The 26,707-nt window shown below is 36.0% G+C and carries 22 protein-coding genes; 20 read left to right on the forward strand and 2 right to left on the reverse strand.

Translation table 11 applies throughout. The features are described from left to right. Positions 1-174 precede the first annotated feature (174 nt). From QKW49_RS20805 to QKW49_RS20880, 16 genes are all read left to right on the forward strand, one after another. Positions 175-639 carry a transposase gene (locus tag QKW49_RS20805; RefSeq protein ID WP_282864557.1) on the forward strand — a complete coding sequence of 155 codons (465 nt, stop codon included), beginning with the start codon at positions 175-177 and terminating at the stop codon, positions 637-639. A gap of 207 nt (positions 640-846) precedes the next feature. Then, the gene (locus QKW49_RS20810) at positions 847-1,014 is read left to right on the forward strand and encodes a transposase (RefSeq protein WP_282868203.1); all 168 of its coding nucleotides are present in this window, start codon (positions 847-849) and stop codon (positions 1,012-1,014) included. Positions 1,015-1,441: 427 nt separating this feature from the next. After that, complete coding sequence (locus QKW49_RS20815; RefSeq protein ID WP_282864558.1) at positions 1,442-1,645, forward strand: hypothetical protein; 204 nt, start codon at positions 1,442-1,444, stop codon at positions 1,643-1,645. A gap of 222 nt (positions 1,646-1,867) precedes the next feature. Then, positions 1,868-4,195 carry a helix-turn-helix domain-containing protein gene (locus QKW49_RS20820; RefSeq protein ID WP_282864559.1) on the forward strand — a complete coding sequence of 776 codons (2,328 nt, stop codon included), beginning with the start codon at positions 1,868-1,870 and terminating at the stop codon, positions 4,193-4,195. Positions 4,196-4,651: 456 nt separating this feature from the next. Next, complete coding sequence (locus QKW49_RS20825) at positions 4,652-5,752, forward strand: TRAP transporter substrate-binding protein (RefSeq protein WP_282864560.1); 1,101 nt, start codon at positions 4,652-4,654, stop codon at positions 5,750-5,752. A gap of 88 nt (positions 5,753-5,840) precedes the next feature. After that, on the forward strand, positions 5,841-6,338 hold the full coding sequence (locus tag QKW49_RS20830; protein ID WP_282864561.1) for a TRAP transporter small permease: 498 nt from the start codon (positions 5,841-5,843) through the stop codon (positions 6,336-6,338). Next, positions 6,339-7,616 carry a TRAP transporter large permease gene (locus QKW49_RS20835; protein WP_282864562.1) on the forward strand — a complete coding sequence of 426 codons (1,278 nt, stop codon included), beginning with the start codon at positions 6,339-6,341 and terminating at the stop codon, positions 7,614-7,616. It abuts the gene before it with no gap. A gap of 149 nt (positions 7,617-7,765) precedes the next feature. Then, positions 7,766-8,416 (forward strand): bifunctional 4-hydroxy-2-oxoglutarate aldolase/2-dehydro-3-deoxy-phosphogluconate aldolase, encoded by a 651-nt coding sequence (locus QKW49_RS20840; protein ID WP_282864563.1) that lies wholly within the window; start codon positions 7,766-7,768, stop codon positions 8,414-8,416. Between the two features lie 5 nt (positions 8,417-8,421). Then, positions 8,422-9,438: a 2-dehydro-3-deoxygalactonokinase gene (locus QKW49_RS20845; protein WP_282864564.1), complete on the forward strand. Its 1,017-nt coding sequence runs from the start codon at positions 8,422-8,424 to the stop codon at positions 9,436-9,438. Then, complete coding sequence (locus QKW49_RS20850; protein WP_282864565.1) at positions 9,420-10,367, forward strand: phosphoglycerate dehydrogenase; 948 nt, start codon at positions 9,420-9,422, stop codon at positions 10,365-10,367. Before QKW49_RS20845 ends, QKW49_RS20850 begins: the two co-directional genes overlap by 19 nt. 979 nt (positions 10,368-11,346) lie before the next feature. Next, positions 11,347-12,837, forward strand: coding sequence for an argininosuccinate lyase (gene argH / locus QKW49_RS20855; RefSeq protein ID WP_282864566.1), 1,491 nt, complete (start codon positions 11,347-11,349; stop codon positions 12,835-12,837). A gap of 170 nt (positions 12,838-13,007) precedes the next feature. Beyond that, positions 13,008-13,529: a TRAP transporter small permease gene (locus QKW49_RS20860; protein ID WP_282864567.1), complete on the forward strand. Its 522-nt coding sequence runs from the start codon at positions 13,008-13,010 to the stop codon at positions 13,527-13,529. A 3-nt stretch (positions 13,530-13,532) separates the two neighbouring features. Next, complete coding sequence (locus tag QKW49_RS20865) at positions 13,533-14,834, forward strand: TRAP transporter large permease (protein ID WP_282864568.1); 1,302 nt, start codon at positions 13,533-13,535, stop codon at positions 14,832-14,834. A gap of 265 nt (positions 14,835-15,099) precedes the next feature. Further along, complete coding sequence (gene dctP, locus QKW49_RS20870) at positions 15,100-16,152, forward strand: TRAP transporter substrate-binding protein DctP (RefSeq protein ID WP_282864569.1); 1,053 nt, start codon at positions 15,100-15,102, stop codon at positions 16,150-16,152. A gap of 144 nt (positions 16,153-16,296) precedes the next feature. Continuing rightward, the gene (locus QKW49_RS20875) at positions 16,297-17,292 is read left to right on the forward strand and encodes an asparaginase (protein WP_282864570.1); all 996 of its coding nucleotides are present in this window, start codon (positions 16,297-16,299) and stop codon (positions 17,290-17,292) included. 326 nt (positions 17,293-17,618) lie between these two features. Continuing rightward, positions 17,619-18,326 carry a GntR family transcriptional regulator gene (locus QKW49_RS20880; RefSeq protein ID WP_282864571.1) on the forward strand — a complete coding sequence of 236 codons (708 nt, stop codon included), beginning with the start codon at positions 17,619-17,621 and terminating at the stop codon, positions 18,324-18,326. Between the two features lie 225 nt (positions 18,327-18,551). On the opposite strand, the gene QKW49_RS20885 is transcribed toward QKW49_RS20880, so the two are convergent. Beyond that, positions 18,552-19,724: an NADP-dependent malic enzyme gene (locus tag QKW49_RS20885; protein WP_282864573.1), complete on the reverse strand. Its 1,173-nt coding sequence runs from the start codon at positions 19,722-19,724 to the stop codon at positions 18,552-18,554. A 207-nt stretch (positions 19,725-19,931) separates the two neighbouring features. Further along, on the reverse strand, positions 19,932-20,807 hold the full coding sequence (locus QKW49_RS20890) for a LysR family transcriptional regulator (protein WP_282864575.1): 876 nt from the start codon (positions 20,805-20,807) through the stop codon (positions 19,932-19,934). 369 nt (positions 20,808-21,176) lie between these two features. On the opposite strand from QKW49_RS20890, the gene ispD reads away from it, so the two are divergent. The 4 genes from ispD to QKW49_RS20910 all read left to right on the forward strand — a co-directional run bounded on the left by ispD (position 21,177) and on the right by QKW49_RS20910 (position 26,191). Further along, positions 21,177-21,938: a 2-C-methyl-D-erythritol 4-phosphate cytidylyltransferase gene (ispD, locus tag QKW49_RS20895; protein WP_282864577.1), complete on the forward strand. Its 762-nt coding sequence runs from the start codon at positions 21,177-21,179 to the stop codon at positions 21,936-21,938. Further along, on the forward strand, positions 21,935-22,402 hold the full coding sequence (gene ispF / locus QKW49_RS20900; RefSeq protein WP_282864579.1) for a 2-C-methyl-D-erythritol 2,4-cyclodiphosphate synthase: 468 nt from the start codon (positions 21,935-21,937) through the stop codon (positions 22,400-22,402). The genes ispD and ispF overlap by 4 nt, the downstream gene beginning before the upstream one ends. A 368-nt stretch (positions 22,403-22,770) precedes the next feature. Then, positions 22,771-24,135, forward strand: a complete 1,365-nt coding sequence (fumC, locus tag QKW49_RS20905; protein WP_282864580.1) for a class II fumarate hydratase — start codon at positions 22,771-22,773, stop codon at positions 24,133-24,135. A 61-nt stretch (positions 24,136-24,196) separates the two neighbouring features. Next, positions 24,197-26,191, forward strand: coding sequence for a sodium-translocating pyrophosphatase (locus QKW49_RS20910; RefSeq protein WP_282864581.1), 1,995 nt, complete (start codon positions 24,197-24,199; stop codon positions 26,189-26,191). Positions 26,192-26,707 lie beyond the last annotated feature (516 nt).

Genomic DNA, 26,707 nt, shown 5'->3' on the forward strand with positions numbered 1-26,707 from the left:
AGTCCGGTATAGCACGTAGAAGGAGTGAAGAACATGAAACTTTTTACTATTAATATCAGTTTTTGAAACTTTAAAAGGCTTTTTACCAAAGAATTTATTGGAAAAAGCCATTGACGAAACAAATACCGACCACGGAACCAAGAAGTTTACTGCTCTTCGACAATTTAATACATTGTGAAAGGTATAGAAGCTGATAAAAACCTTCAGCAGCACACCGGAACCATAAGTTATTCCCAACTATGCCGAAAGAATAGTGATCGGGAGCCAGAAATATTCAAGAGAATGTTCGAGGTAGCCCTTGCAGAGCTAAAGAAACATCATGGAATTCGTAACATTCCTGGCTCTTGGGGTATTCTCAAAGCTCTTGACGCTACATTAATACGGCTATGCATTTCACTTTTCCCTTGGGCAAATTACCGGAGTACCAAGGCTGCAATTAAGGTTCATGTTCTGTATGATATTCTTGTAGGTTACCCAGAGAATATTGTTGTGACTGAAGGCGTCATACATGATAAAGATAAGATGGCTTCTTTTGTCACCAAACCGGGCATTACTTATATATTTGACCGGGGCTACAATGACTACAAAGAATACGACAGGTATTGCAAAGAGGGTACCTTCTTCATCACACAAGGCTAAAAAGGAATGCCGTTATAGAGATTATTAGCGAAAACACTATGCTAAGGGCAGTTCCGTTTTATGTGACAGGGAAGTAATCCTCGGAGGTTTCTATACCAAGATGCAGCACACCCCTTAAGGATTGTAGAAGTCACTGATTCCTCTACGGGTGAATCATTTTACATTGCTACCAACCGCTTTGACCTTTGTGCTGAGGAAATAGCTGAAATCTACCGCTTAAGATGGCAGATAGAGCTGTTCTTCAAGTGGATAAAGCAGCACCTTAAAATAAAGCATTTTTTATGGTACCAGCTTCAATGCAGTTTTAAATCAGATTTATACAGCACTAACTCTGTTTTGCCTTTTAAAATTAATGTACATACTGGTTGGAACTAACAATAACTTCTTAGATTTAATGAGGCTTATTGCAGGTGGACTTTGGAACTCGATTGCTTATCTAAAAGAGACATTATCCCCTGTAAAACCCCCTGGCCCTAAGAGAAAACGGTTCAAATGGGAAAAAGAGTACGTAGCTTTCTATATCCGGTATATGTTTGGTAAAGTTTCGTTATATTAAGTTTTTTAAAATTTTATATTGGTTAGGTTTAGGTGGTCACTTCCTTTCCTCTAACTATATCCATAATTTTCTTATAAATTCAGGTTATACCAGTAAATTATTGCTATTGATTTTTGTTAAACTTTTTTATGCAGCACTAATGAGTCATACGTAATAGAATCATCTGATATTCGAAGTGAGGTTAAAATCATGTTGAGAAGTTTTTTGTCTAAGTTATTTACGTGGGAAAAATGGGAGACTATTTGCATGACACAAGATATAGAGAAATATTCAAAAGTTAGAGGTAAACTTATAGAAAACAATATTGCTGCACGAACCAAATTTATTAATCAGAAAGTATCCGATTGGGGAGGTACAGGATACCGTCAAAGTGCCAGAATGCTTACAAAATATGAGGTTTTGGTAAAAAAAGAGGATTTTTATAAAGCGCAACAGATAATACGCCTTTGATATAAATTGGAAGTTTTGCATATACAGGATATAAAGAGTCAGCATTAGCTTGAACTGCTAATATTGACTCTTTTGATGTTGCAGAGTTTTACTCACTTAAGGAGTAAGATAAATTATTTTCAATAATAAAATTTGACAAAGAGAACTGCATGATAATAAAATATAGCTAACACTATTGATTTATTGTTCCTATTCGCTATGGTAAAGGAGAAAAGCATTTTTATGAAACAATTATATGTAAATAATTACAAGTATAATAGTGTTTTTATCAAAACTTTTATAGTTCTTATTCTGTTCTCAATATTACCAATATTAGCTGCAAATTATATTATTGATCAACAGTCCATGTCAAGGATACAACGGCACATCTGCAATACTAATATAAACATGTTGGAGAAAACAAGTGAAACTGTGGATCTAATATTTAGACAAATCGAGCAAGAGGCACAGCAGTTAGCAAATCACTCTAACGTAGTAAACTATATGATCAATCCTGATATTCGTAAAACTGAAAGAAATAGTAAAATCGTGAATATTTTAAAAAGCATATCTTATGTAAATAATTACATACATTCAATTTATATTTATTCAAATTATAATGACACTATTCTAAGTTCCAGCGGAGGAGCTTATAAGTTAAAAGAATTTAAAGATAAAGAATGGTTACAAGAGTACAAAAATATATTTTTGAAGCCACAAGAGATGAGAGTAAGAAAAGTCATAGATGAGTATGGAAAAAAGAAGGATTGTATTACACTTATAATAAATCTGCCGTATGCATCATCAAGCAGTCTGGGTGCCATTGTAATAAATGTCGATAAAGAAGCTTTATATAATACTATAAATGGGTCTAATATTAAAGATGAAAGACAGATTTTTGCAATAAATAGCAGCGGGCGCATATTATTACATCGAGATGAAAGTCGAATAAATGTTAGGCTAAATAGTTATGCGCATACAAAAGATATATTAGAGAATGATAAAGGATTTTTTATAGAAAAAGTAGAAGGGCAAAAAATGTTGTTTACCTATGTAACTTCTTATGAATATGGCTGGAAGTATATATATACAATTCCTTTGGAAATATTGCATAAGGATTCAAAGATTGTTTCAGGACTTATTTGGATCATAACGCTTATATGTACCTTGCTAAGTCTTATCTTGTCTTTTATTATTTCAAAAGGAATGTATCATCCTCTAGAAAGGCTAATCAATTTAGTTTCAATGACATCTAAAAGTATGTTTGATCAAAGAAATTCCTATATAAAGAATGAATATGACTTTTTAGGATATGCTTACAATAATGTTGTAAATGCTAATAGAAATATGAAAAAGACTATAGAAAATATGAAACCGGTTATGAAAGAGAAGTTGTTTACAAATTTGATGATGGGTATCACGGATAATGTGCCGGAAATCTATGATAAGATTGATTTCTTGGAAATTGACCTAGGTAAAAGCAACTATGTCGTGCTTGTGATACAAATAGACGGATATAGGGCATTTTGCAGCAGGTTTAATGAGAAAGAAAGAAATATTTATAAGATTCAATTAATAAATATTATAGAAGAATTAATTTCTAGCTTACATAAAGGTATTTGTATGGAAATAGGATCGGATAGGGTAGCTGCTATTATTAATTTTGCGGATAATATCACCCTAGTAGATGCCAAAGAACATTCATCAACAATTGCGGTTAAAATAAAGGATGCAGTAGAAAAATATTTACCATATACAGTTACTTTAGGAATCGGGCGAATGTATAGAGATATTGTTAATATCAAGCTATCATATAATGAGGCTGTCAATGCGCTAATGTATAAGATATATCAGGGAAAGAACCAAATCATTAGTATTGATGATATTGATGATGTAGATGCATTATCAGAAGAACTGTATTATTATGATTCTGAGAAAGAAAAGTTGCTTATTAATAATATTAAAGTGGGACACCAGAAAGAAGTGGACCGGCTTATTGAACAATTAATGCAGGAAATTTTAAGCAATCAAACTACGAGTCATACTTACATACAGCAGATGTTCATAAGAATTATTAGCTCTATTATAGAATTGATTATTAATACGGGATTAACTGTAGAAGAAGTATTTGGGCCAGGGTATAATCTATATGAAGAATTTTTGTCTAAAGAAACTATTGACGAGATTAAAATTTGGTTTACCGATATTTGTTATACCACTATTAGCAGTGTTAATCATGTTAATCTATCGCAAAGTAAGAAGAATGCGCAAAAGATATTGGAATATATGGAGCAGAACTTAAATACCGACATTTCAGTGAATGCAATTGCGGATTGGATAGGCTTTAGTCCTGCATATGTTAGTAGGGTATTCAAAGAAAACTTTGGGAAAAACTGTACTGATTACCTGAATTGGAGCAGGATCGAAAAAGCAAAACAACTTCTGAAGAATACTAGGCTATCAGTTAAAGAAGTGGGTTTTAGAGTAGGATTTAATACTATACAATCTTTTATGAGGATTTTTAAGAAATATGAAGGTGTTACTCCGGGGCAGTATAGGGATAAGATGTAACTTAACAAAAATGTAGAGCAGCGTTTATATAAATTACTAATTTATATAGACACTGCTCTATATTTTTGTGCTCAAAGAATCCAAAATATTGGTATTATTGCTGTTATTAATAAAGATTACGTATTCCTAAAGCATTTGTTAATTTTATAAAAAATTGTTCATAGGCATAATTTTAGGAAGAGCAAACGCTGATTATATAAGAAAACACTATAACTAATACAGAGGTTAGTATATAGATCTTTAATGTTATAAATAAATGTTAATTTACAGTTGCTATGGTATTTGCTAAAATGACTGCAAGTTGTACAAAAAATCATTTGATAATATTATGGGTTTTGTACAAAACATCTAATTATGATGCGGAAGGGAGATGGCGTTCTATGAATTGATAAATCATTCAGCTGCCTATTGTTAAAAACAAGTAAAACCAGAAAATTGATTAGGGAGGACTTTGAAATGTTTAAACTTAGAAAGTTAGTTAGTCTTATTTGTGTAGTTACTCTTATTTTTTCGTTGTTTGTTGGTTGTACAGGGACAAAAAAGGATAGTCAAAATTCAGGTGAAACAAAAAAAGAACAAAAAACAGATCAGACAGAGACTCCTGAGAAACAAGAAGATAAGCCGGCGAATACCGTAACTTTAAAGATAGCACATTATTATGCGCCTGAACATCCGGTAAATCAAGCATTACTTAATAACTTCAAGAACAAGGTAGAAAAAGAAACTAATGGTGAAGTGAAAGTTGAAGTTTATCCTAACAACCAATTAGGAAATGAGCAAGAATATATTGAAGGAATTCAATTAGGTACTGTTGAAATGGGAGCAACAGGGAATATGTGGGAAAATACCATTCCACAATTCAGATTAATGCAGATGCCGTATATGTTTGTTAATTATGATCACGCAGATGCGGTATTGAATGGGCCGATAGGTGAAAAAATATTCAATTATTTAGAAAAATTAAATGTTAAAGTATTGGCTTCTTTCCCTAATGGATTCAGAGTTGTATCCAACAACAAAAAACCTATCAATTCCATTGAAGATACTAAGGGAATCAAGCTGCGCGTTTTTGAAGGTAAGACCATTATCGCCGAAATGAAAGCTTTAGGGTTTGATACGGTGGTTATGCCGCTTAGTGAAGTTTTTACAGCTTTACAACAAAAAGTAGTAGATGGACAGGATAATCCTCTTTCCACATCATATTACGCAGGTATGTATGAAGTGCAAAAATATGTAGCTATTACAAACCATATGTACAGTCCCGGATATATTGTAATCAATAATGATATTTATAATAAGCTTTCTGATAACGCTCAAAAGGTTTTAACTGAAGCTGCACATGAAACAACTACTGCAATATTAAATGCAGTTAAAAAGCAGCAGGATGATATTATTAAAGATATTACCGGAAAAGGTGTGGAAGTAACATATCCTGATCTTAAGCCTTTCATAGAGAAAGTAGAGCCCATCGTAGCAGAATATGTTAAAGAGCAGCCGGAGATGAAAGATATTGTAGATGAAATTAATAAACTTGGACAAGAATATTTGAAAAAATAAATTGCCATATGTAGTGTCAGGTGGTCGTATAATCTGCCACCTGATTTTTGAAAAATATAAAAATTTTATTTTAGGAGGGAGTATATGAATGAGCAGAATTTTTGATTGGATTTATAAATTTATATTGGTATTTATGCTCATCATGCTTATAACCATGGTTGCTTCAGTCTCGACCAATGTTATTGCCCGCTATTTTGGCAGAGGTTTTACTTGGATTGAAGAGGTGAGCGGTTTGGCTTTTGTATGGATGGCATTTACAGCGATTATTATGGGGTTTCGATATAATATGCATCCCGGCTTCGAAGTGCTGGTAGAAAGAACCAGCGGTATAAATAAAAAACTGTTAATGACACTTATAAATATTATCATTTTAGTTTTTCTTGTATATACATTCAAAGGCGGTATGGATTATACGATGAAATCTTCAATTCAAAAGACTGCTATCTTAAGTATCTCCGTTTCGTGGAAATATGCGGCAGTTCCTTTTTCGGCATTTTTTATGATTTTGGAAACACTAAGAAAACTGATCCTAATTTGGAAAAAAGATGTTATTCAAATCAAATCAACAAATAGTGAGGTGATATAAATGGGATCCATCTTGATTTTTTTAGGATCTTTACTTGGTTTTACTGCTTTAGGAGTGCCAATAGGCTTTGCGATAGGGATAACATCTATCATTGTAATGTTTTCATTAGGGATGACAGATGCAATGGTACTTGCAAGACGTTTAGTTACAGGAGTAGATATATTTACTTTGTTGGCCATTCCCTTCTTTATGCTGGCAGGCGAAATCATGAATAAGATAGGATTGGTAAATGATATTTTAAAATTCTCTACAGCAGTAGTAGGCAGAGTTAGAGGCGGGCTGGCTGCTGTAAATGTAGTAGGCAGCATGCTTTTTGCCGGAATCAGTGGTTCTGCAGTGGCAGATACGGCAGCTTTAGGCTCGTTGGAAATACCAATGATGGAGAAGGATGGTTATGACAAGCCTTTTTCTTCAGCGATTACAGCGGCTTCATCAGTAATCGGTCCCATTATTCCGCCCAGTATTCCTATGATTATATTCGGATCACTAGCACAGGTCTCCATTGCCAAGTTGTTTTTAGGAGGGGCCATTCCGGGCATTTTGATAGCTTTATCACTGCTTGTGTATTCTTTATTTATTGCTAAGAAAAGACAGTATCCTGTAAGCCAAGCAATTAGCTTTGGAGAGTTTATTCAGGTATTTAAGAATACGATTTGGGCACTGATCTTACCGTTTATAATACTAGGAGGAATTTTAAGCGGTTTTTTTACGGCTACCGAAGCGGGTGCAATTGCTGTAATCTATGCTGTTATTATTTCTTTTGCAGTTTACAAAGTTAAGATTAGAGACTATGTTGATATACTAAAAGGAGCAGCTTTGAATACCGGAGTGGTTATGCTGGTTTGTGCCAGTGCCATGTCTCTGACATGGTTTCTTGCGGTAGCAAAACTTCCACAGACATTAACAGGGGTTCTGATGGGAATTACAGATAACAAATGGATCTTTCTTCTTATACTAAACATTTTATTGTTTCTGATTGGGATGGTAATCGATTTGACTCCTGCATTGTTTTTACTAACACCTATTCTAATGCCAATTAGCGGTGTGTATGGAATTGACCCTATACATTTTGGCGTAATCATGGTAGCGAATCTTTGTATTGGTTTGATTACTCCGCCGGTAGGGACGGTGTTATACGTTACTACCTCAATCTCAAAGCTTAAGCTGGAAAGATTGATTAAAGAAATGGTACCGATGTATGCAGTACTATTTGTAGTATTATTACTCATTACCTATGCACCTTTTACGGTTTTATGGCTGCCTTCATTCATTAAGTAAAAAGTTTAGGAATAAAAATTTAATAACAAACTTATATCGAAGTTGTAAATTCGTAAGATAATCTCTTCCGAGAGGTATTAACCATGAATATAAAAGGCAAATAAAGAATTTGCAATTATTGCAACGATATCTTACAAGGAGGTTAAATTATGTCAAATATGATACTAAATCAAATTTTTCAAAACAAGATTGTAGCCATTATAAGAGGAATTGGGTCGGATAGAATCATCGATACGGTTGGGGCTCTTCTAGAAGGCGGCATAAATCTTCTTGAAGTAACCTTTAATCAAGAAAGTCAAGAAAAATCAGCAGACACACTAAAATGTCTTAAACTCATTAAGAAAGAATATGGTGATAGGGTGTGCTTGGGTGCAGGTACAGTATTAACACTTGAGCAAGTTGAAAAATCAGTAGAGGCAGGAGCGGAATACATAATATCACCTAATACCGATGTAAAAGTGATACAAAAAACAAAAGAGATGGGCAAAATCTCCATACCTGGGTCTTTTACACCCTCAGAAGCTGTAACAGCATACAATGCCGGAGCAGATATTGTAAAACTTTTTCCGGCAGGCATACTGGGCACCGATTATATAAAGGCGTTTTTAGCACCACTTAGCCATATCCCTGTGGTTGCAGTCGGCGGCGTAACTGTAGAAAATGTGAATGATTTTATCAGTGCGGGGGCAAAAGGTGTTGGGGTTGGAGGCAATCTTGTAGATAAGAAAGCAATCTATGCAGGAGAATACGATAAAATCATCCAGGTAGCACAAGACTATGTGAATAAGATTAAGGGGTAATGATGATGTATCATGTTTATTTTGATTCCGGCACATCCAATACAAGGGCCTATCTATTAAAAGGTGAGGATATTATTGATATTGAGAAGAAGAATATAGGCTCAAAAGATTCCTCCATTGCCGGCAGCAATATAGGGTTGATAAAAGGCTTAAAGGAGTTGTATGATAAACTTCTTGACAATAATCAACTGGAAGATGGGCAAATAAGTAATATTTATGCCTCAGGGATGGTCACTTGCCCCTTTGGAATCAAGGAAGTGCCTCATCTTTCCACTCCTGTTTCACTGGAAAAGCTTTATACAGGGATTTATACACACTATGAATCTCAATTCTTTAAAAGGGATTTATATCTCATAAGAGGAGTAAAGACCATCAGTGATGATTTTAAGGTAGATAAATACAACATTTCTACCGTGAATAACATGAGGGGAGAAGAGATAGAAATCTTTGGCATGATTTCTAAACTTCCTGATGAATGGAAAAATGGGAATACAGCAGTTTTTTTACCCGGCTCGCACACACATATTGTCCATATGAAGCAAGGCGTTTTATATGACATTTTATCTACTTTCTCAGGAGAGTTGTACCATGCCATTTCTACCAGTACCATACTGTCAAATTCCATTCAGTGTGATATTGGTCGATTAGATGAAGGAATGGTTATACAAGGATATAGAAGTTTAAGAGAATATGGATTAAATAGGGCGTTATATATCGGCCATGCTATGAAGATATTTAATGCTTCTGATAATCTGGAAAGAAAGTCTTATCTTGAAGGTGTCATTACCGGAGGAGTTATATTGGGATTCGAAAAAACGATAGAAAATAAATGGAATGGCTTAGAAAGAGTGCTTATCGCTGGCAGCAATAATATTACGAGAATATATGAGCTTCTGTTAAAAGAAATGCAAAATCAATATGAAGTTATGACCTTTATGGCATCTGGAAAACAAAGCTATGCAGTAAATGGGTTTATCGAGTTATTAAAAATAGGGGGTCAACCATGTCAAAAACAGTTTTAATTACTTCAAGGTCTTTCGGACAAGTATCTGAGGAGCCATTAAATCTCTTGAAGAAAAACAATTTTGAAGTAAATTTTTACAATCAAACCTATGATGAAGAGAAATTTATAAATATGATACGCAATTATGATGCTCTTATTATCGGTGCCCATGAATTCTGTCGAAAAGCCATAGAAAGAGCTCGAAGATTAAAAATCGTATGCAAACACGGGGCAGGATTAGACAATATCGATTTAGAAGCAGCTAGACAACATAACATTATGGTAACCAATGTACCTGCAACAAACTCCAATGCTGTAGCAGATATAGCTTTTGGACTGATGTTAGATATAGCAAGGCAGATCTCTTATGGAGCGGGAAGGGTAAAACAAGGGTCATGGGACAGAATCATAGGTACCGATGTATGCAATAAAACACTTGGACTTATAGGCTTTGGAGCTATTGCGAGAAATGTGGCCAAAAGAGCGGCTGGTTTTGGTATGAATGTACTAGCCTATGATCCCTTTGTGAATAATCTTTCCGATGGATTTTCATATGTAAAGCTTGTATCCTTTGAAGAAGTAATAATGCAGGCTGACTTTCTATCCATCCACGTCCCATTGAATAAGAACACCAGAAATCTAATAGCGCAGCAGCAATTAGATATGATGAAAAAAGGAAGCTTTATTATCAATACTTCCAGAGGAGGTATTGTAAATGAAGAAGACTTATATACCTATTTGACAAATGGGCATTTAGCAGGAGCAGGACTTGATGTAACTGAGAAAGAGCCACCAACCGGAAGTCCTCTTCTAAAGTTACACAATGTAACTATCCTTCCACATATCGGCATGTATTCAAAAGAGGCAATCAATGCTGTAAGTTTGATATGTGCGAGAAATGTAGTGAAGATGTTCAATGGTGAGCTACTGGAAAATATTGTGATATGAAGTTACCGAAGATTTTACAAGATATAAGGCAGAGGGAGTAGAAAGGAAGTATAAATATTAAGCCAACTTTAGGTTGGCTTTTATCATGCTTTGAGGTTGAATTATTTTAATAGATTATGATGAGTGTAAATGTATTGTTGATGAATATACAAAAGTTACTTAGGAATTTTGTTTTAGTCTCGTATGTTATAATAAACAGTATATCAGACTTTTTGTATCTTTTTTATCAGTCGCATGGTGCTGTAATTTTATTGTTCCACAAAATTTAGTGTTGCCCCAAATTTAATAATAAAAAGATATTCGTATATATTGACATTTAGATTTATTCATGTTAAACTTAAATTAACTTGTACGGACAACTGGATGTGCAGATGTATATGTGTAATCTAATATATAAATTAAACAGTGACACTGTAAAGATGGAAAAGTATAATGTACTTTTTGAAACTCTAAAGTCTTAAAATTAGAGTGGAATCTCAGGGTATAATGCCTTCATAATCGTAATTTTAATATCATATATATTAATTTCTAAAGACAATATATTAATACATAAGCATTAAAGGTCTAAGCTGTTAATTATACCGTGGTATAATATTCATTCTTGCTTTTATCACGAATTTACACCCAGATAATATTATTAAAAGTAAATATATAGTGAGTCAATTGTCGTTATCAGGACCACAAGCAGAAAAAATGATCAACCTGCTAAAGCCTAATAACAGAATTGTAAGACTACATGAAGAGATTAACTGCGTGTGATTGTAAAAGACGGTATGAAATTTACTAGTGAAGTGTTGAAAATGAATGAAAAGTTAGATATCTTAACGAGGATTGGTATGCGCAATAATTATAGAAAGATAGCTAATAGCGACCATCATTGTTATAAGATTCAGATATTAAAAGCTCGTGTATAAGTGTAATGATATATGTCAGGTATGCAGCAAATTTATCATACAATATTCTAGAAAGGTGTGGATTTATGAGAGAAAGACTAAACGCTAAACCAAATGATGTTATTTCAAAGTACATATTTAGGCCAGCCATCATAGATGATAGCAAAAGATCTTTTGCTAATATGATGAAAGTAAATATGGCTCATGTACTAATGCTCCACAAAAAAAATCTACTCAGTACCCAAGATGCAAAGGTTCTATTAAACGCATTGATGAAACTAAGTGACAAAGGGCCAGATATTCTAGAACTTAACCCAGAATATGAAGATCTATATTTTAATATTGAGGAGTACATTATGCATGAAACTGGGCCTGATATCGGCGGAATAATGCATACTGCAAGAAGTAGGAATGATCTGAATTCAACTGTAATTAGAATGAATGTAAGAGAAAGCATAATCAATATCTTTATACTATTTCTAAATGTAAAGGAGAGTCTAATTAAGGTTGCTGAGGAAAATGTTTCAACAGTTATGACAGGATATACACATATGCAACCGGCTCAGCCCATAACCTTTGCTCATTACCTTATTGGAATTATTGAAGCACTCCAGCGAGATTTTCAACGATTGATGAATGCTTACAATAGTTTAAACATAAGTCCCTTAGGAGGTGCAGCCTTTGCAGGTACAAGTTTTGATATTGATAGAAGCTATACCAGGGATATTTTAGGATTTGATGGATTAGTAGAAAATTCATTGGATGCAGTAGCTTCAAGAGATTATTTGATGGAGATTATGTCTGGAATGGCAATATGTGGGACTACCATTAGTAGATTGGCAAATGATCTATATATTTGGACATCTGATGAATTTCGATATATAGAAGTAGACAATTCAATGGCTGCATGCAGTAGTATTATGCCTCAAAAGAAGAATCCTATTGCGCTAGAGCATATTAAAGCAAAAACATCACATCTTCTAAGTTCTTTTGTTTCTATATTTTGTTGTTTGAAAAATGTACTCTATTCCCATTGTCGAGATATAAGTAGTGAAGCACCAAGAGAGTTTTGGGATGGAGTTGAGCAATTCGAAATCATTCTTGAGTTATTGAATGAAACGATAAACCATTTAAGTGTTAATAAAGAAAATATGAAAACTAAAGTTAATAAAAATTTCAGTACAGTAACAGAGCTAGCTGATGAACTTGTTAGGAAGGATAAAATTACTTTCAGAAAGGCACACGGAATAGTAGGAAGCCTTGTCTCAGATTGTATAGATCTAGGTATTTCAGCAGAGCAAATAACATATGAAATGTTAGTTGAAAAATCAAGAGAATTCGGTATAGAAAAATTAAGTATAACTGATCAAACAGTGAGATTTATTCTGAATGCCGGAAATGCGATAAATAAAAAGAATAGTATCGGAGGCCCCGCTCCTGAAGAATGTAGTAGAATGCTTGCGAAAGAAAAAGAGAAACTAAAAAAAGATTGGGGAAAATACGATAATATAGTTGAAAAATTAGTTCTTGCCGACAAGAATCTAATTAACGATGTTGATATAATTATGAAGGGATGAGATACATATAACTGGATATAAAGAATAACGGTAACTCTTTATATTATCAAATAAAACAATACGTTTTAATAGAGCCACGTCCGTCAGGAGTCATTACAGCTGAGCTTTAAGAAAAGCTTTTATGCAACAACAACAATGTAACTATATTTAAAGATAAAAGGGGGAGGAAAATGAGAAATAATTCTTTAAGATGGTCTGCGGTAGCCATAAAAAACCTCATAAGAGTTATAATTACTATTCTATCTATACTGATACCTACTTTGATTTTTCTTCAGGTTCTTCTTAGATACGTATTTAACGCTCCACTAATGGGTATTGAAGAACTAATAACTTTTCCAACTATATGGTTGTATTTTCTTGGAGGCGCATATGCATCAAATGCGCGAAGCCATATAGAGTGTGGTATGCTCAAACTTTATATTAAACGTCCTGTCTCAACATCAATATTTAATATCCTAAAATCTATAATCTCATTAATAATTAGTGGTTGGTTAACATACTGGGCTGGATGGTACTTTGCATATTCATATAAGATATGGAAACTAAGCGATATTCTTTATATACCTTTGTTTTTTGCGGAAAGCGCTATATTCATAGGATTAGTCTTAATGACTATTTATACTGTATCTGAGTTAATAGATCATATCAAAGACTACAGCGGATTAAAATTAAAGAATGCTGAGGAGGAATAATTAATGCTTACTATTGTACTTATCGATGTTATTTTATTAATAGCGCTTTTAATGATGAGTATACCTTTGCCTTTTTGTTTTGGAGGGGCGCTTCTGTTTATGGTGCTATTCGGTGACGTTTCTATGAAAAGTATGATGCTATGGGGATTTAACCAGATGATTAGTCCGGTTTTACTTGCAAGTCCTATTTTTATTTTAGCAGGAACGCTCATAGGCCAAAGTGGTGTAGCAAAAAGACTCCTGGATTTTGCGGACGTATTCGTAGGAAGAGTTAAGGGTGGAATCGGCGTTGTAAGTATAGTTACATGTGCTCTATTAGGTGCAATTTCCGGTAGTGGATTTACCGGTATAGCGGCTACCGGTCCGATTATGATACCAAGGATGGTTAAACAAGGATATCCAAAGGGATATGCCACAGCGCTTGTTACTATATCTTCAATATTAGGACTATTAATTCCTCCAAGTGTAGTAATGATTATGTACGGGTGGGTTACAGGGACTTCGATTTTGGCAAGTTTTCTCTCTACGATAGGGCCGGGGATTCTTACAGTTGTAGTATTTAGTGTTATCAATCTTATTTGGTCAAGAAAATTCCCTAATATCGTATTAGATGATGTGCTAACTCTAAAACAAAGAGGAAGAAAGTTTGTTGACTGTACATGGAAAGGTATACCTGCTCTTTTATTACCTGTGATTATACTAGGCGGGATATATGGGGGAGTTTTTACTCCAACAGAAGCTGCTGCAGTGTCTTTGATTTTTACTGTTCCCATCGGATTTTTTATCTATAGAGGATTAAATTTTAATAAGTTTTATACTACTGTCTTAGAATCGGCTACTTCAATTGGTGCCATTATGACCATGATTATTTTTTGCTTAATGCTAAGTCAGACTTATGTTCTGCTGCACGTGCCTCAAGCCATCATAGAGATGTTTTTCAGCATTACTCAGAGCAAGGTTATCATGCTTTTAATCATCAATGTTTTCTTATTCATTGTTGGTATGATAGTTAATGATACAACAGGTGTAATTCTGGTTGCGCCACTATTGCTTCCTCTTGTACAAAAACTGGGGATGAGTCCAATCCATTTTGCATCAATACTGGGAGTTAACCTTGCAGCAGGAGGTGTAACACCGCCATATGCTAGTATTCTATACCTTGGAATGCGTATAGGAAAGTGTGAGTTCCATGAGATTTTTAAACCGACGATGGTATTCTTAGGGGCATATATACCAATAATTTTTGTAACAACTTTTTGGCCGGAACTATCATTATTTATTCCAAGACTATTTGGTTTCGTATAAGCCATTATAAAGGCTTTAAATATAATATATCAAAACTAACATCTATTTTATGAAGAAGGGAGGCAAGCATAAGCCAACTTGGGTGAATAGTTGTAAATCTACGCTACTAAAAATGTTAGATAGGGGGGATGAATGATTAAAACCAAAGGGACATAAAAATACAAGGCTCAATAGGGTTTTGTTACTACACAAGTTCGTCACGTATAAGTTTAGGAAAGTTACAGGTACAATGTACATATTTTATTGAGATTGAGGAGGGATTGCAATGAAAAAGATAAGAATTGCATTGATTTTTTGTATAACGGTTACATTGATTTCTAGTCTTATAGGATGTGGTGCATCTGATTCCGGTGCGACTAATCCAACAAATGATAATCCGACAAAGAAGGTAAAAGCTAAAGTATTGAAGCTTGCGCATACAAGGCCTGAGGGGACAGAAGATGATATAGCAATGGAAAATTTTGCAGAACAGGTTAATGAGAAAACAAATGGAAGTATAAAGATAGATCTATACCCTGCAAATCAACTCGGAGATGCTTTTGTCGTGCAAGAACGTGTAGGAATGGGTGATGTCCAAATGCAATTAGCTTATCCAGCAACAACGGCAGATAAAAGTTTTGGAATTGTTACGGCTCCATATCTGGTGAATACTTGGGAAGAGGCTGAACAGGTGTATGGTTTAGAGAGTGAGCTGACAAAAGCTGTTGCTAAACTATATGAGAAGCAAGGAATAAAACTGATTGCTGTTTATCCCAAGTATTTTGGCGGGATTGCATTAATTAAAGAACCTAAAGACTACAAGGATGCTAATGTTGCGCAAGGATTAAAGATAAGAGTTCCCACTATTAAATCATTTGAACAAACTGCTGTAGCATTAGGGTACATGGCTACTCCACTACCTTTTGCAGAGGTATTTACCTCTATGCAAACGGGTATTATTGAAGGAGCCATCGGTTCAGGAGCCGAAGGATATTATACGAATTTTAAAGATCTGGTCAAGTACTATCTTCCTAATAATGACCATTTTGAAGTATGGTATCTAACTATGAATATGGATTTGTGGAATGAACTTACTGAGGATGAGCAGAAAGTAATTAGTGATATTGCAAGTGAATTAGTGGACGGTGCCTTTAAGAAAGCAAAAGAACAGCAAGCTAAATATGAAGAGAAGCTAAAAGAAGAAGGTATAACAGTATATAGTTATACTGATGAAGAGATAGCGGCATTTGCTAAAAAAGTTAGAGAAGAAGTATGGCCTAAGGTTAGATCAGATTATGGTGAAGAATTATTTGACAGCATCGTTAAGAGTTTAAAGTAACGGTATGGACGCAAGTAAAATAATTTTATGAATATATTACCGGCAAGAAATGTCATAGACTGTAAATTTACAGCCTATGATATTTCTTTATAAAGTGATGATAAAGCAAATGACCTTAAAGCGTGTTATAGGAGGATGTGTTAGATGAAAAAAATTATGCTACTTGCTACTGGCGGAACTTTAGCTTGTGCAATGGATGACGGTGTTCTAACACCTTTAGTAGATGCCAATTCATTTTTAAAGTATATTCCGGAATATAAAGACTTTTGTGAAATAGATGCAGTCCAAATATTTAATATTGGCAGTACTAGTATGCAACCTGAACATTGGATAGAAATTGGAAAGACTGTAGAGAAATACTATAGTAAATATGATGGCTTTGTTATTACTCATGGGACAGATACAATGGCATACACTTCAGCTGCATTATCATATATGTTTCAGTATCTTAATAAACCGGTTGTGATCACAGGAGCTCAAAAGCCAATAGAAGCAGAAGGAACGGATGCAGTAAGCAACCTAATAGATTCAATAAGATTTGCCTGTGAGGGAATAGGGGGTGTATTTATTGTCTTTAATAGAAGGGTGATTAATGGAACCCGGGCAGTTAAGATAAGATCAAAAAGTTATGACGCTTTCCATAGTATAAATTATCCTTATATAGCTGCAATACAGGATGGAAATATAAAATTGCTTAATGGCACAGGGCTTAAAAAGTGTCAGGAGGAGACAAATTTTAAAACTTCACTTTGCACGGATGTCTTTTTGCTAAAGCTTATTCCAGGAACTAAACCTCAACTGTTTGACTACCTAAAAACAATATATAAGGGTGTAGTTATTGAGACCTTTGGGTGTGGTGGAATGCCTTTCGGTGAAAAAAGAAATTTATTAGTTAAAATTAAGGATATGATAGATGCGGGAGTGGTTGTGGTAATTACAACACAATGCCTTGAGGAAGGTTGTGATCTTACAATCTATAAAGTTGGTAAAGCGACAGCCCAGTATCCAATAATATCAGCACATGATATGAATTCAGAAGCTGCTGTAACAAAATTAATGTGGGTATTAGGACAAACGCAGAATATCGCAGAAGCAAAAAAGATGTTTTTAACCCCCATGTATAATGATATAACGATATAAATCATATGAGATTGAGTTTTATACTAGTACTGCTGTTGATAAATAGGCTATAAAACTCTGTTTATTTTATGGAAAGTATGTAATAATAATCAAAAATTTTCTTGTACTTAGGAGCGTTTGAATTGTATACTAGAAGTAATAAGTTAAGTACAAGTTTATCTGCTCCGGAAGAATGCCAGAATATGATTGAGAACTTAAATAACTAGTTAGTTGGAAACGAGGAAGCGTATCAAATATAGTTAACAGTTAATGCGTTGAAGCAATTATATGATAGGCTTCATAAAAAGGTGAATCAAATAATTACTAATTAAGGAGACTGCAATAATATGCATAATCTAAAACAAAAAGGTATTGCCTTATACTATCAAATCGAAGAATATATACGTGAAAAAATTGAGAATGATGAATGGCCAAAGGGGTATCAGATTCCCTCAGAGCCTGAACTTTCTGATTATTTCAAGGTTAGCCGCTCTACGATACGTCAGGCAATATCGGATCTTGTTGTTCAAGGTTTGCTGATACGAAAACAAGGTTCCGGTACTTATGTGGCAGAGCCGCCTTTTAAGGGAGATTATATTAAATCTTATTTTCCTGAGGAAGTAGGTAATTTCCATAGATTGTTAAAGATTAATCATATAGATTGCTCATCTTCAATTGCTCATAGCTTGGAGTTAAAATTGGGTAGTAGGCTAACGGAAATTTGCAGACTTAGATACCTCAGAGATGAGAAAGAACCCGCTATACTGGAAAAGTCTTATTATGAAAGTGCTCTCTTTTCGGGGCTGGAAAAAGAAGATTTTAGTGGAAGAATATATGATATCATCGAAAACAAATTCAATACTAAACTAATAAAGGCTAAAACACTGATTGAACCGGTTATGTTAACGGTAAATGAAGCTGCTATACTTGGTACTACCCCCACTTCACCTGTATTGCTGTTATCTAGAATTTGTTATACAAATCAGGATAGGCCGGTAATATTGACTAAAAGTTTGGTCAGATCAGATAAATGTAAGTTACAGATTGTGGATTGAGACTATTATTGAGTGGAGACTGGAAAATAAAAAAGTTTACCTCGGTATCTCCAGCTTTGTTTATTATCTTGTACTATTAGGAGAAAGGTATTAACATATCTGAAAAATTGATTTCAAAATAAGGTGAGCGTAAAACTAAAAGACAGGAAAATTTAGATGAACAGTTATCTCCTGTCTTTTAGTTTTACAAAATAAAATATGAGTTTATAGATGAAAGAAAAAGGATTAAATACGAGCAACACCACTTTTGCGGGCGGCTGCTGCAACAGCGGAAGCTACTGAATCCTTAACACGCGAATCAAAGGCAATCGGAATGATATAGTCAGCTTTCAGTTCTTCATCAGAAATGAGTCCTGCTATAGCATAAGCTGCTGCAATTTTCATATCATCATTTATATCACTGGCCCGCACATCAAGGGCACCACGAAAGATGCCGGGGAATGCCAGCACATTGTTTATCTGATTAGCAAAATCTGAACGACCTGTTCCTATGACGCCGGCTCCTGCAGCAATTGCTTCATCAGGCATGATCTCCGGTGTAGGATTTGCCATTGCGAATATGATTGGGCGAGGAGCCATAGATCTTACCATTTCAGGAGTAACTGTACCTGGGGCTGACACACCGATAAAAACATCTGCTCCTCTGAGTACATCGCTTAGTGTTCCTTTTTTCATATGTATGTTGGAAATAGCGGCTATTTCAGTTTTCACAAGATTAAGGTCATCGCGGTCTTTAGAAATTGCACCCTTTCGGTCACACATTACGACATCCTTGAGTCCCATTGCAATTAACAGTTTGATAATGGCAACGCCTGCTGCTCCCGCACCATTGATTACTACGCTAATTTCATCAATTTTTTTACCGGTCAGTTTCAAAGCATTGATTAATGCTGCCAGTGTGACTACAGCTGTACCATGCTGATCATCATGAAAAATCGGAATATCACAGCGTTCTTTCAACTTATGTTCTATTTCGAAGCAGCGTGGCGCTGAAATATCCTCCAGGTTTATGCCTCCAAAACTACCTGCCAGCAGCGCAACCGTATTTACAATATCATCTACGTCTTTGGAACGTATGCATAATGGAACAGCGTCAACGCCTCCGAACTCCTTAAATAGAACACACTTGCCTTCCATTACCGGCATACCGGCCTCAGGACCGATATCACCTAAACCAAGAACAGCTGTACCATCGGTTACAACTGCCACTGTATTCCAACGCCCAGTTAATTCATAACTTTTGTTATTATCCTTCTGAATTTCTAAGCATGGCTGTGCTACGCCTGGAGTATATGCCAAGGATAAATCTTCCTTGCTGGCTACAGATACTTTTGAAGTAACTTCCAGCTTACCTCTCCATTGATAATGTTTCTTCAAAGATTCCATTGAGTAATTCATGATTAACCTCCCAAAATAAACAGATATATCAGGCCTGAGTTGTAACTACATTATAGCTGGCAAGTACTAATTTGTAAAATATAGATTTTTTTTATTATCATAGATAATATCTATGATAATATCTATGCCAGTTGAAGATGGAAAATATATGGAACCATAGATTCATCATAAATGGATAAGCATGTGATTTATAAACGGATACAATGATTATTTGAAGCAGTATTCCTTTGTAAATGCTATTAGTTTAGCAACATCGCTATAAATATGTTTATTTTTTTTCCAAATTAAAGCTATGTTCATCTCTATAGGATCGCTCAATGGTATACCGACAATATCTTTTTCCATGAAAGCAATTTCCTGAAAAAGAAATGCACCTGCATTACAGCTGGAAATGAACTTTTTAATTGTATAAAGCTGGCTGGAATATAATAGAACTTTCGGTTGCAACCCTAAATCAGCAAAACGTTTTTTAACAGTAGCATTTTGAAAAGAATCAGCTTTAAAAAGAATTAAGGGTTCATCTTTAAGCATCTTAATATCAACAGAGGTACACTTTGCTAATCGATGGTCAGGACGGACACAAAACAGCAATTGCGTACTAAGTATATTTAAAACATGTAACTGATCTCCGATATTGTCATCTGCGACGACTAATGCAATATCTAGTACATCATCCTCTAATAACTGTTGAGTCTGTAGAGAGCCGTACTCAAATATTTCTATTTGTATTTCAGGATAAATATTGCGAAAGTCATTAAAAATAGCTGGAAACAGGAATGTACCAATCATTGGTGGTACGCCAATTTTAATATGGTTTTTTGTTTGACCAAGATCTTTCATCTGTTGAGAAAGGGTATCAATTGATTCTAAAATCTCATTGACCCTTTCTAAAAAAAAAGATCCTTCCTGTGTTAATTTCAGGCGCTTGTTAATGCGATGAAACAAATTGATTCCAAATTCGGTTTCTAATTCTTTAATAGAGCTGGAGATGGAAGGTTGAGATAAGTGGAGTTCTGCAGCTGCTTTTGTGATGTTATTATATTTACATACAGCTTGAAAGTGCTGCATTTGAGAAATTTTCATAAACCGCAACTCCTTTTTTATCAATATAATAGTACTGTATTATGTATGCAAAGGTTGGAGAATCTCCAATTCTGCTGTGTCTGTACAAGCCGTAAAATATTTATTGCATAAAGTTTTTACACAATTCTCGTGTGTACGGAAGATAACTTCTAAAAACACATCGCTCAATAAGTTAATTATACCATAAAATCTGGTGTCCAAGTAAAATTTAAAATGAAGATTTATTTGATAAAAGCATAAAAATTCAACTAACCTTAGGTTGGCTTTTGCTATGTTTTAATGTAAAATAATTTTAGTGTCGTTAGGTGTGGCAGACTAAATATTAAACGGAGTGAATCATGATTAAATTGCTTTTGCTGGAGGGATAGTGTGTTAAAAAAGATAAAAAATATATTCAAGGAAGCGCAAATAAAAAGAAAGGGAGAGTTTTGCTCTGCCATCATTGTTGCCGCGGGTAAAGGAACGCGTATGCAATCTGCAAAGAACAAGCAATTTATTGACATCTTGGATAAACCGGTACTTGCATACACTTTAGAAGCCTTTGATGATTGTAGTGTGATAGACGAGATCATCATTGTTACCCGTCAAGAAGATATCATGCTGTGTAAAGAAATCGTAGATATATCGGAACTCAACAAAGTATCAAAAATTATCGTCGGCGGTGGGGAAAGACAGGATTCGGTATATAACGGACTTAAAGAAATAAGTACCGAAGCTACTATCGTAGCTGTCCATGATGGCGCAAGGCCTTTGATTCTACCTGAACATATTGAGGAAGCAGTAGAAGCAGCAATAGAAAATGGTGCTGCTGCGGTGGGTGTAAGAGTAAAAGATACAATTAAGCTGGTCGATGATAATAATAATATCGTAAATACGCTGGATAGAAGCAAACTTTGGGCGGTTCAGACACCACAGGTATTTAGGAAAGAACTGCTGATGGAGGCATATCAAAGGGCAATTGAAGAAAATATTCAGGCAACTGATGATTGCATGCTGGTGGAACAAACGGGGAAGAGGGTAAAGATGGTGGAGGGAAGTTATGAAAATATTAAGATTACTACTCCCGAAGACATATTTTTGGCAGAAGCAATTATAGATGGAAGAGTGCCGGACGAGGAGGATTTTGAATGAGAATCGGACATGGATATGATGTACACAGATTGGTTGAAGATAGAGCACTTATTATAGGTGGTGTGGAAATTCCTTATGAAAAAGGCTTATTAGGGCATTCGGATGCCGATGTACTTCTCCATGCTATTATGGATGCATTATTAGGGGCAGCGGCTTTGGGGGATATTGGAAAGCATTTTCCGGATACAGATGATAAATACAAAGGAATATCAAGCATACTGCTTTTGAGGGAAGTAAAAAAGGTACTGGATGCAAAAGGCTATAAAGTGAATAATATAGATGCAACCATTATTGTGCAGCGCCCTAAAATGGCACCTCACATACAGACAATGAGGGATAACATTGCGGATCATTTAGACATTGCCGTTGACCAAGTCAATATAAAGGCGACTACAACGGAAGGACTAGGGTTTGTCGGAGCAGGTGAAGGGATTGCTGCCCACGCAGTTTGCACCATTATCTAGGAAGAAACAAGTGACAAGGGACGGAATTTTTTGAGCAGAAGAAACCACACAAGGGGACTGGTCTGCTGGCAGGCTTGATTTTTGGCCTGACTGCGGCCCTGTCCCCTTGTGTGATTTCTGAACAGTTGAGCGTTTATTTAAAAGCGATATGTCATTGAAAAACTATAAAGTTTTTATAGAATCCTCGTATATACGGAAGATTACTGCTGAAAACATGTTGCTTGATAAGTTAATTATACCGTAGCACGCCTGGTTTTAATAACTAAAATCTATTGAAATATAGATAAATAATATTTTATCTTTATGATTGTTTTTGATATCATTCTTATTAGAAGCAGATATCAACCTTGTTAAAGGAGGAGATTTTTATGGATATGCGTATTGAATATGATACGATGGGAGAAGTAATGGTACCTAATAACAGATGCTGGGGGGCGCAAACTCAACGAAGCTTTAATAATTTTGCCATTGGCACCGAGAAGATTCCGATAGAAATCATTTATGCATTTGCAATATTGAAAAAATCTGCAGCTATGGCAAATCATCAGCTTGGAAAATTGGATATTAGGAAAACAGAACTTATTCAGCAGGTATGTGATGAGATTTTAGCCGGTAAGTTGAACGACAATTTTCCCCTTTCTGTTTGGCAAACGGGAAGTGGTACGCAAACGAATATGAATGTCAATGAAGTTATAGCAAATCGCGGAAATACTCTTGCTGGGGAGAAATTACTGCATTCAAATGACCATGTCAATATGTCGCAGAGTTCAAATGATACGTTTCCTACTGCAATGCATATTGCAGCAGTTACTGAAATTGAGGATAAGCTTATTTGTAATATTAAAAGTATGATTCAAACACTTGAGGTGTTGGAAAGTGAAAGTAGTGATATTATTAAAGTTGGTAGGACCCACCTCCAAGATGCGACGCCTATCAAATTCTCTCAAGAAATCAGCGGTTGGCGTGGTATGTTGGAAAATTCTCTAAGGGTGATTAATATGTCACTCATAGGATTACGAAAGCTTGCGCTAGGTGGTACAGCGGTAGGAACAGGGTTGAATGCTCCTGGAAATTTTGATAAAGTTGTAGCAGAAGCAATATCCTTGAATTCAGGAAGAAATTTTGAAACTAACCCTAATAAATTTCATGCGCTAACCAGCAAGGATGACCTGGTATTTGCTCATGGGGCACTCAAAGCATTAGCTGCGAATCTAATGAAGATTGCAAACGATGTGCGCTGGTTGGCAAGTGGTCCTCGGTGCGGATTAGGAGAAATTAGCATTCCCGAGAATGAGCCAGGGAGTTCAATTATGCCTGGTAAAGTTAATCCAACTCAGTGCGAAGCTATAACGATGGTAGCAGTGCAGGTAATAGCTAACGACGTGGCCGTCGGAATGGCAGCTTCTCAAGGCAATTTTGAATTAAATGTGTTTATGCCTGTATGTATTTACAATTTTCTACAATCTGTACGATTACTTTCTGATAGTATCAAGTCCTTTAATGATCATTGTGTTTGTGGCATCAAACCTGATCGCAACCAGATGCAATATTATTTAGAACACTCCTTAATGCTTGTAACAAGTCTCAATCCACATATCGGATATGATAAAGCCGCGCAAATTGCTAAAAAAGCTTTTGCGGAAGGTATTTCTTTGAAGCAGGCTGCCAGAAAACTAAATATCTTAAGTGAAGAAGATTTCGATAAACTTGTTAGGCCTGAGAAAATGGTTTAGTAATATAGTTTTCAATCCTTTATTATATTTTCAATATATCAATTATACAGGGGGATTATTAATGAACTATTATTATGTTACTGCTCCGATGCTGGGGATCACAGCATTGTTGTTTGCTTATTTCCTTTCGATAACCATTAATAAGCTGGATATCGGTACAGAAAGAATGAAAGAAATATCCACGTACATTCAACAAGGAGCCATGGCGTTTTTATCAAGGCAATATAAAACGCTGATCATTTTTACCGGTATTTTGTATGTTATCTTAGGCTTGGGAATAGGCTGGATTACTGCGCACTGTTTCTTATTGGGAGCTTTTTTCTCTGCGCTGGCAGGTTTCTTTGGTATGAAAGTAGCCACCAAAGCCAATGTCAGAACAGCAAACGCGGCCCGGCAGGGAGGGATGAATAAGGCCCTCGGAGTTGCTTTTAAAGGCGGAGCGGTCATGGGAATGTCGGTAGCGGGATTAGGCGTATTAGGCATAGGCATTCTTTATATCTTTCTTGGGCAAGAACAGATTCAGATGATTACGGGATTTGGATTGGGTGCATCGTCCATTGCGCTTTTCGGGCGTGTCGGCGGCGGTATTTATACCAAAGCGGCGGATGTAGGCGCCGATCTGGTAGGGAAAATAGAAGCTAATATTCCTGAAGATGATCCGAGAAACCCGGCTGTCATCGCCGATAATGTAGGGGATAACGTAGGGGATGTAGCAGGGATGGGAGCGGATTTATTCGAATCTTATGTAGGTTCCATTATATCCGCCATGACGCTGGCCGTAGCCATTCCCCAAATCGATCCTGTAAATGGGGTGATATTTCCCCTTCTCATGGCTTCGGGAGGAGTTGCAGCTTCCATCATCGGAATATTGTTGGTTCAGGGAAGCAAAAGTGCTAATCCGGCAAAAGCGTTAGAAAGAGGGACATATATAAGCGGGGCTGTATTGATTGTGATTGCTTTTTTATTAAGCAGGCATATATTTGGTGACTTAAATGCGTTTTGGGCAATCGCCTCGGGATTGGTGACAGGAATAGGGATCGGAAAGGTTACTGAGATATATACCTCGGGAGACTACAAGCATGTCATAAAGATCGCAAAACAATCGGATACCGGAGCCGCTACCACCATTATCAGCGGACTGGCAGTAGGTATGTATTCGACAATGTGGCCGTTATTATTAATCTCGGCAGGGATTCTGGTCGCATTTAAATTTATGGGGTTATACGGCATCGCCCTGGCAGCGGTAGGCATGCTTTCCACGGCAGGGATTACGGTGGCGGTGGACGCATACGGACCTATTGCCGATAATGCCGGCGGTATAGCCGAAATGTCGGAGCTGCCAAAAGAGGTACGTAAGATTACCGACAAACTGGATTCGGTAGGGAATACCACAGCCGCCATAGGAAAAGGATTTGCCATCGGTTCTGCGGCATTAACGGCATTGGCTTTATTTGCTTCTTATTCCCAAGCTGTGGGTTTACAGAAAATTGACATCATGAATCCGCTGGTAGTCATCGGATTGCTGTTGGGCGGAATGCTGCCGTTTCTATTTTCCGCAATGACCATGGAGTCTGTCGGAAAAGCGGCATTTCAGATGTGTGAAGAAGTAAGAAGGCAGTTTAGAGAGATTGACGGAATATTGGAAGGAAAAGCAAAACCCGAGTACACCAAATGCGTAGACATCAGTACCAAAGCTGCATTAAAAGAAATGCTGCTGCCGGGACTGTTAGCCGTAGCGGCACCGTTAGCCGCAGGCTTCATACTGGGAGCGGAAGCATTAGGCGGACTGTTGGCCGGAGCCCTTGTGACCGGAGTACTGCTGGCCATTATGATGGCAAACGCAGGGGGTGCCTGGGATAATGCTAAAAAATATATTGAAGAAGGGAAACACAGCCATAAAGGCAGTGATGCCCATAAGGCGGCTGTAGTAGGCGATACGGTAGGAGATCCTTTTAAAGATACGGCAGGCCCATCCATCAACATATTGATTAAGCTTATGACCATTGTGTCCCTTGTTTTCGGCCCGTTGATCCTGAAGTTCGGGGGATTGTTTTAGCGTTAGTTTAATCTGTTATGCTATATATAGCACATTAAAGAAATTGCAGTAACGGTAGGTTTGGGGTGGTGTGTGTTTCCGTAAGAGACCGTCCACTGTTTGAACGAAGTGAGTTTGGGCCCGTCTCTGAAGGACACATACACCACCTTGAAACCGTTTGCCAATGTAAAAACTTTAATTCGTTATATATAGCTTATCTATAACGAATTAAATCCCTTGGCAGTATAACTCTTTTATTTTATTATTTAATAAAATGTATAAATATAGAGCATTACAATGATGAGGAATAGTAAAAGTATGATCTTATTACAGAGAGGGAATCACTGCTGAAAGATTTCCATAAGAGCGTTTTGAACCCGCCTTGGAGAACTGCACCGAAGTGATAAATAGGCAGCAGCAGTATCCTGCCGTTATAAGTTTGAGAAGATACATATTATTGTGTCAATCAGGATGGTACCACTATTAACCTCAGTCCCTATTTTGGGATGCGAGGTTTTTTAATGATCAATTTTAAAA

It is taken from the genome of Petroclostridium sp. X23, assembly GCF_030013905.1.
In the GTDB taxonomy this organism is placed as follows: Bacteria; Bacillota; Clostridia; order SK-Y3; family SK-Y3; genus X23.

Coding starts and splice junctions, on each gene's coding strand:
- QKW49_RS20820 (WP_282864559.1), top strand. CDS start 1,868: ATGAAACAATTATATGTAAATAATTACAAGTATAATAGTGTTTTTATC.
- QKW49_RS20825 (WP_282864560.1), top strand. CDS start 4,652: ATGTTTAAACTTAGAAAGTTAGTTAGTCTTATTTGTGTAGTTACTCTT.
- QKW49_RS20865 (WP_282864568.1), top strand. CDS start 13,533: ATGCTTACTATTGTACTTATCGATGTTATTTTATTAATAGCGCTTTTA.
- QKW49_RS20885 (WP_282864573.1), bottom strand. CDS start 19,724: ATGAATTACTCAATGGAATCTTTGAAGAAACATTATCAATGGAGAGGT.
- fumC (WP_282864580.1), top strand. CDS start 22,771: ATGGATATGCGTATTGAATATGATACGATGGGAGAAGTAATGGTACCT.
- QKW49_RS20860 (WP_282864567.1), top strand. CDS start 13,008: ATGAGAAATAATTCTTTAAGATGGTCTGCGGTAGCCATAAAAAACCTC.
- QKW49_RS20845 (WP_282864564.1), top strand. CDS start 8,422: ATGTATCATGTTTATTTTGATTCCGGCACATCCAATACAAGGGCCTAT.
- QKW49_RS20890 (WP_282864575.1), bottom strand. CDS start 20,807: ATGAAAATTTCTCAAATGCAGCACTTTCAAGCTGTATGTAAATATAAT.
- argH (WP_282864566.1), top strand. CDS start 11,347: ATGAGAGAAAGACTAAACGCTAAACCAAATGATGTTATTTCAAAGTAC.
- dctP (WP_282864569.1), top strand. CDS start 15,100: ATGAAAAAGATAAGAATTGCATTGATTTTTTGTATAACGGTTACATTG.
- QKW49_RS20815 (WP_282864558.1), top strand. CDS start 1,442: ATGACACAAGATATAGAGAAATATTCAAAAGTTAGAGGTAAACTTATA.
- QKW49_RS20840 (WP_282864563.1), top strand. CDS start 7,766: ATGTCAAATATGATACTAAATCAAATTTTTCAAAACAAGATTGTAGCC.
- QKW49_RS20835 (WP_282864562.1), top strand. CDS start 6,339: ATGGGATCCATCTTGATTTTTTTAGGATCTTTACTTGGTTTTACTGCT.
- QKW49_RS20850 (WP_282864565.1), top strand. CDS start 9,420: ATGTCAAAAACAGTTTTAATTACTTCAAGGTCTTTCGGACAAGTATCT.
- QKW49_RS20830 (WP_282864561.1), top strand. CDS start 5,841: ATGAGCAGAATTTTTGATTGGATTTATAAATTTATATTGGTATTTATG.
- ispF (WP_282864579.1), top strand. CDS start 21,935: ATGAGAATCGGACATGGATATGATGTACACAGATTGGTTGAAGATAGA.
- QKW49_RS20880 (WP_282864571.1), top strand. CDS start 17,619: ATGCATAATCTAAAACAAAAAGGTATTGCCTTATACTATCAAATCGAA.
- QKW49_RS20910 (WP_282864581.1), top strand. CDS start 24,197: ATGAACTATTATTATGTTACTGCTCCGATGCTGGGGATCACAGCATTG.
- QKW49_RS20875 (WP_282864570.1), top strand. CDS start 16,297: ATGAAAAAAATTATGCTACTTGCTACTGGCGGAACTTTAGCTTGTGCA.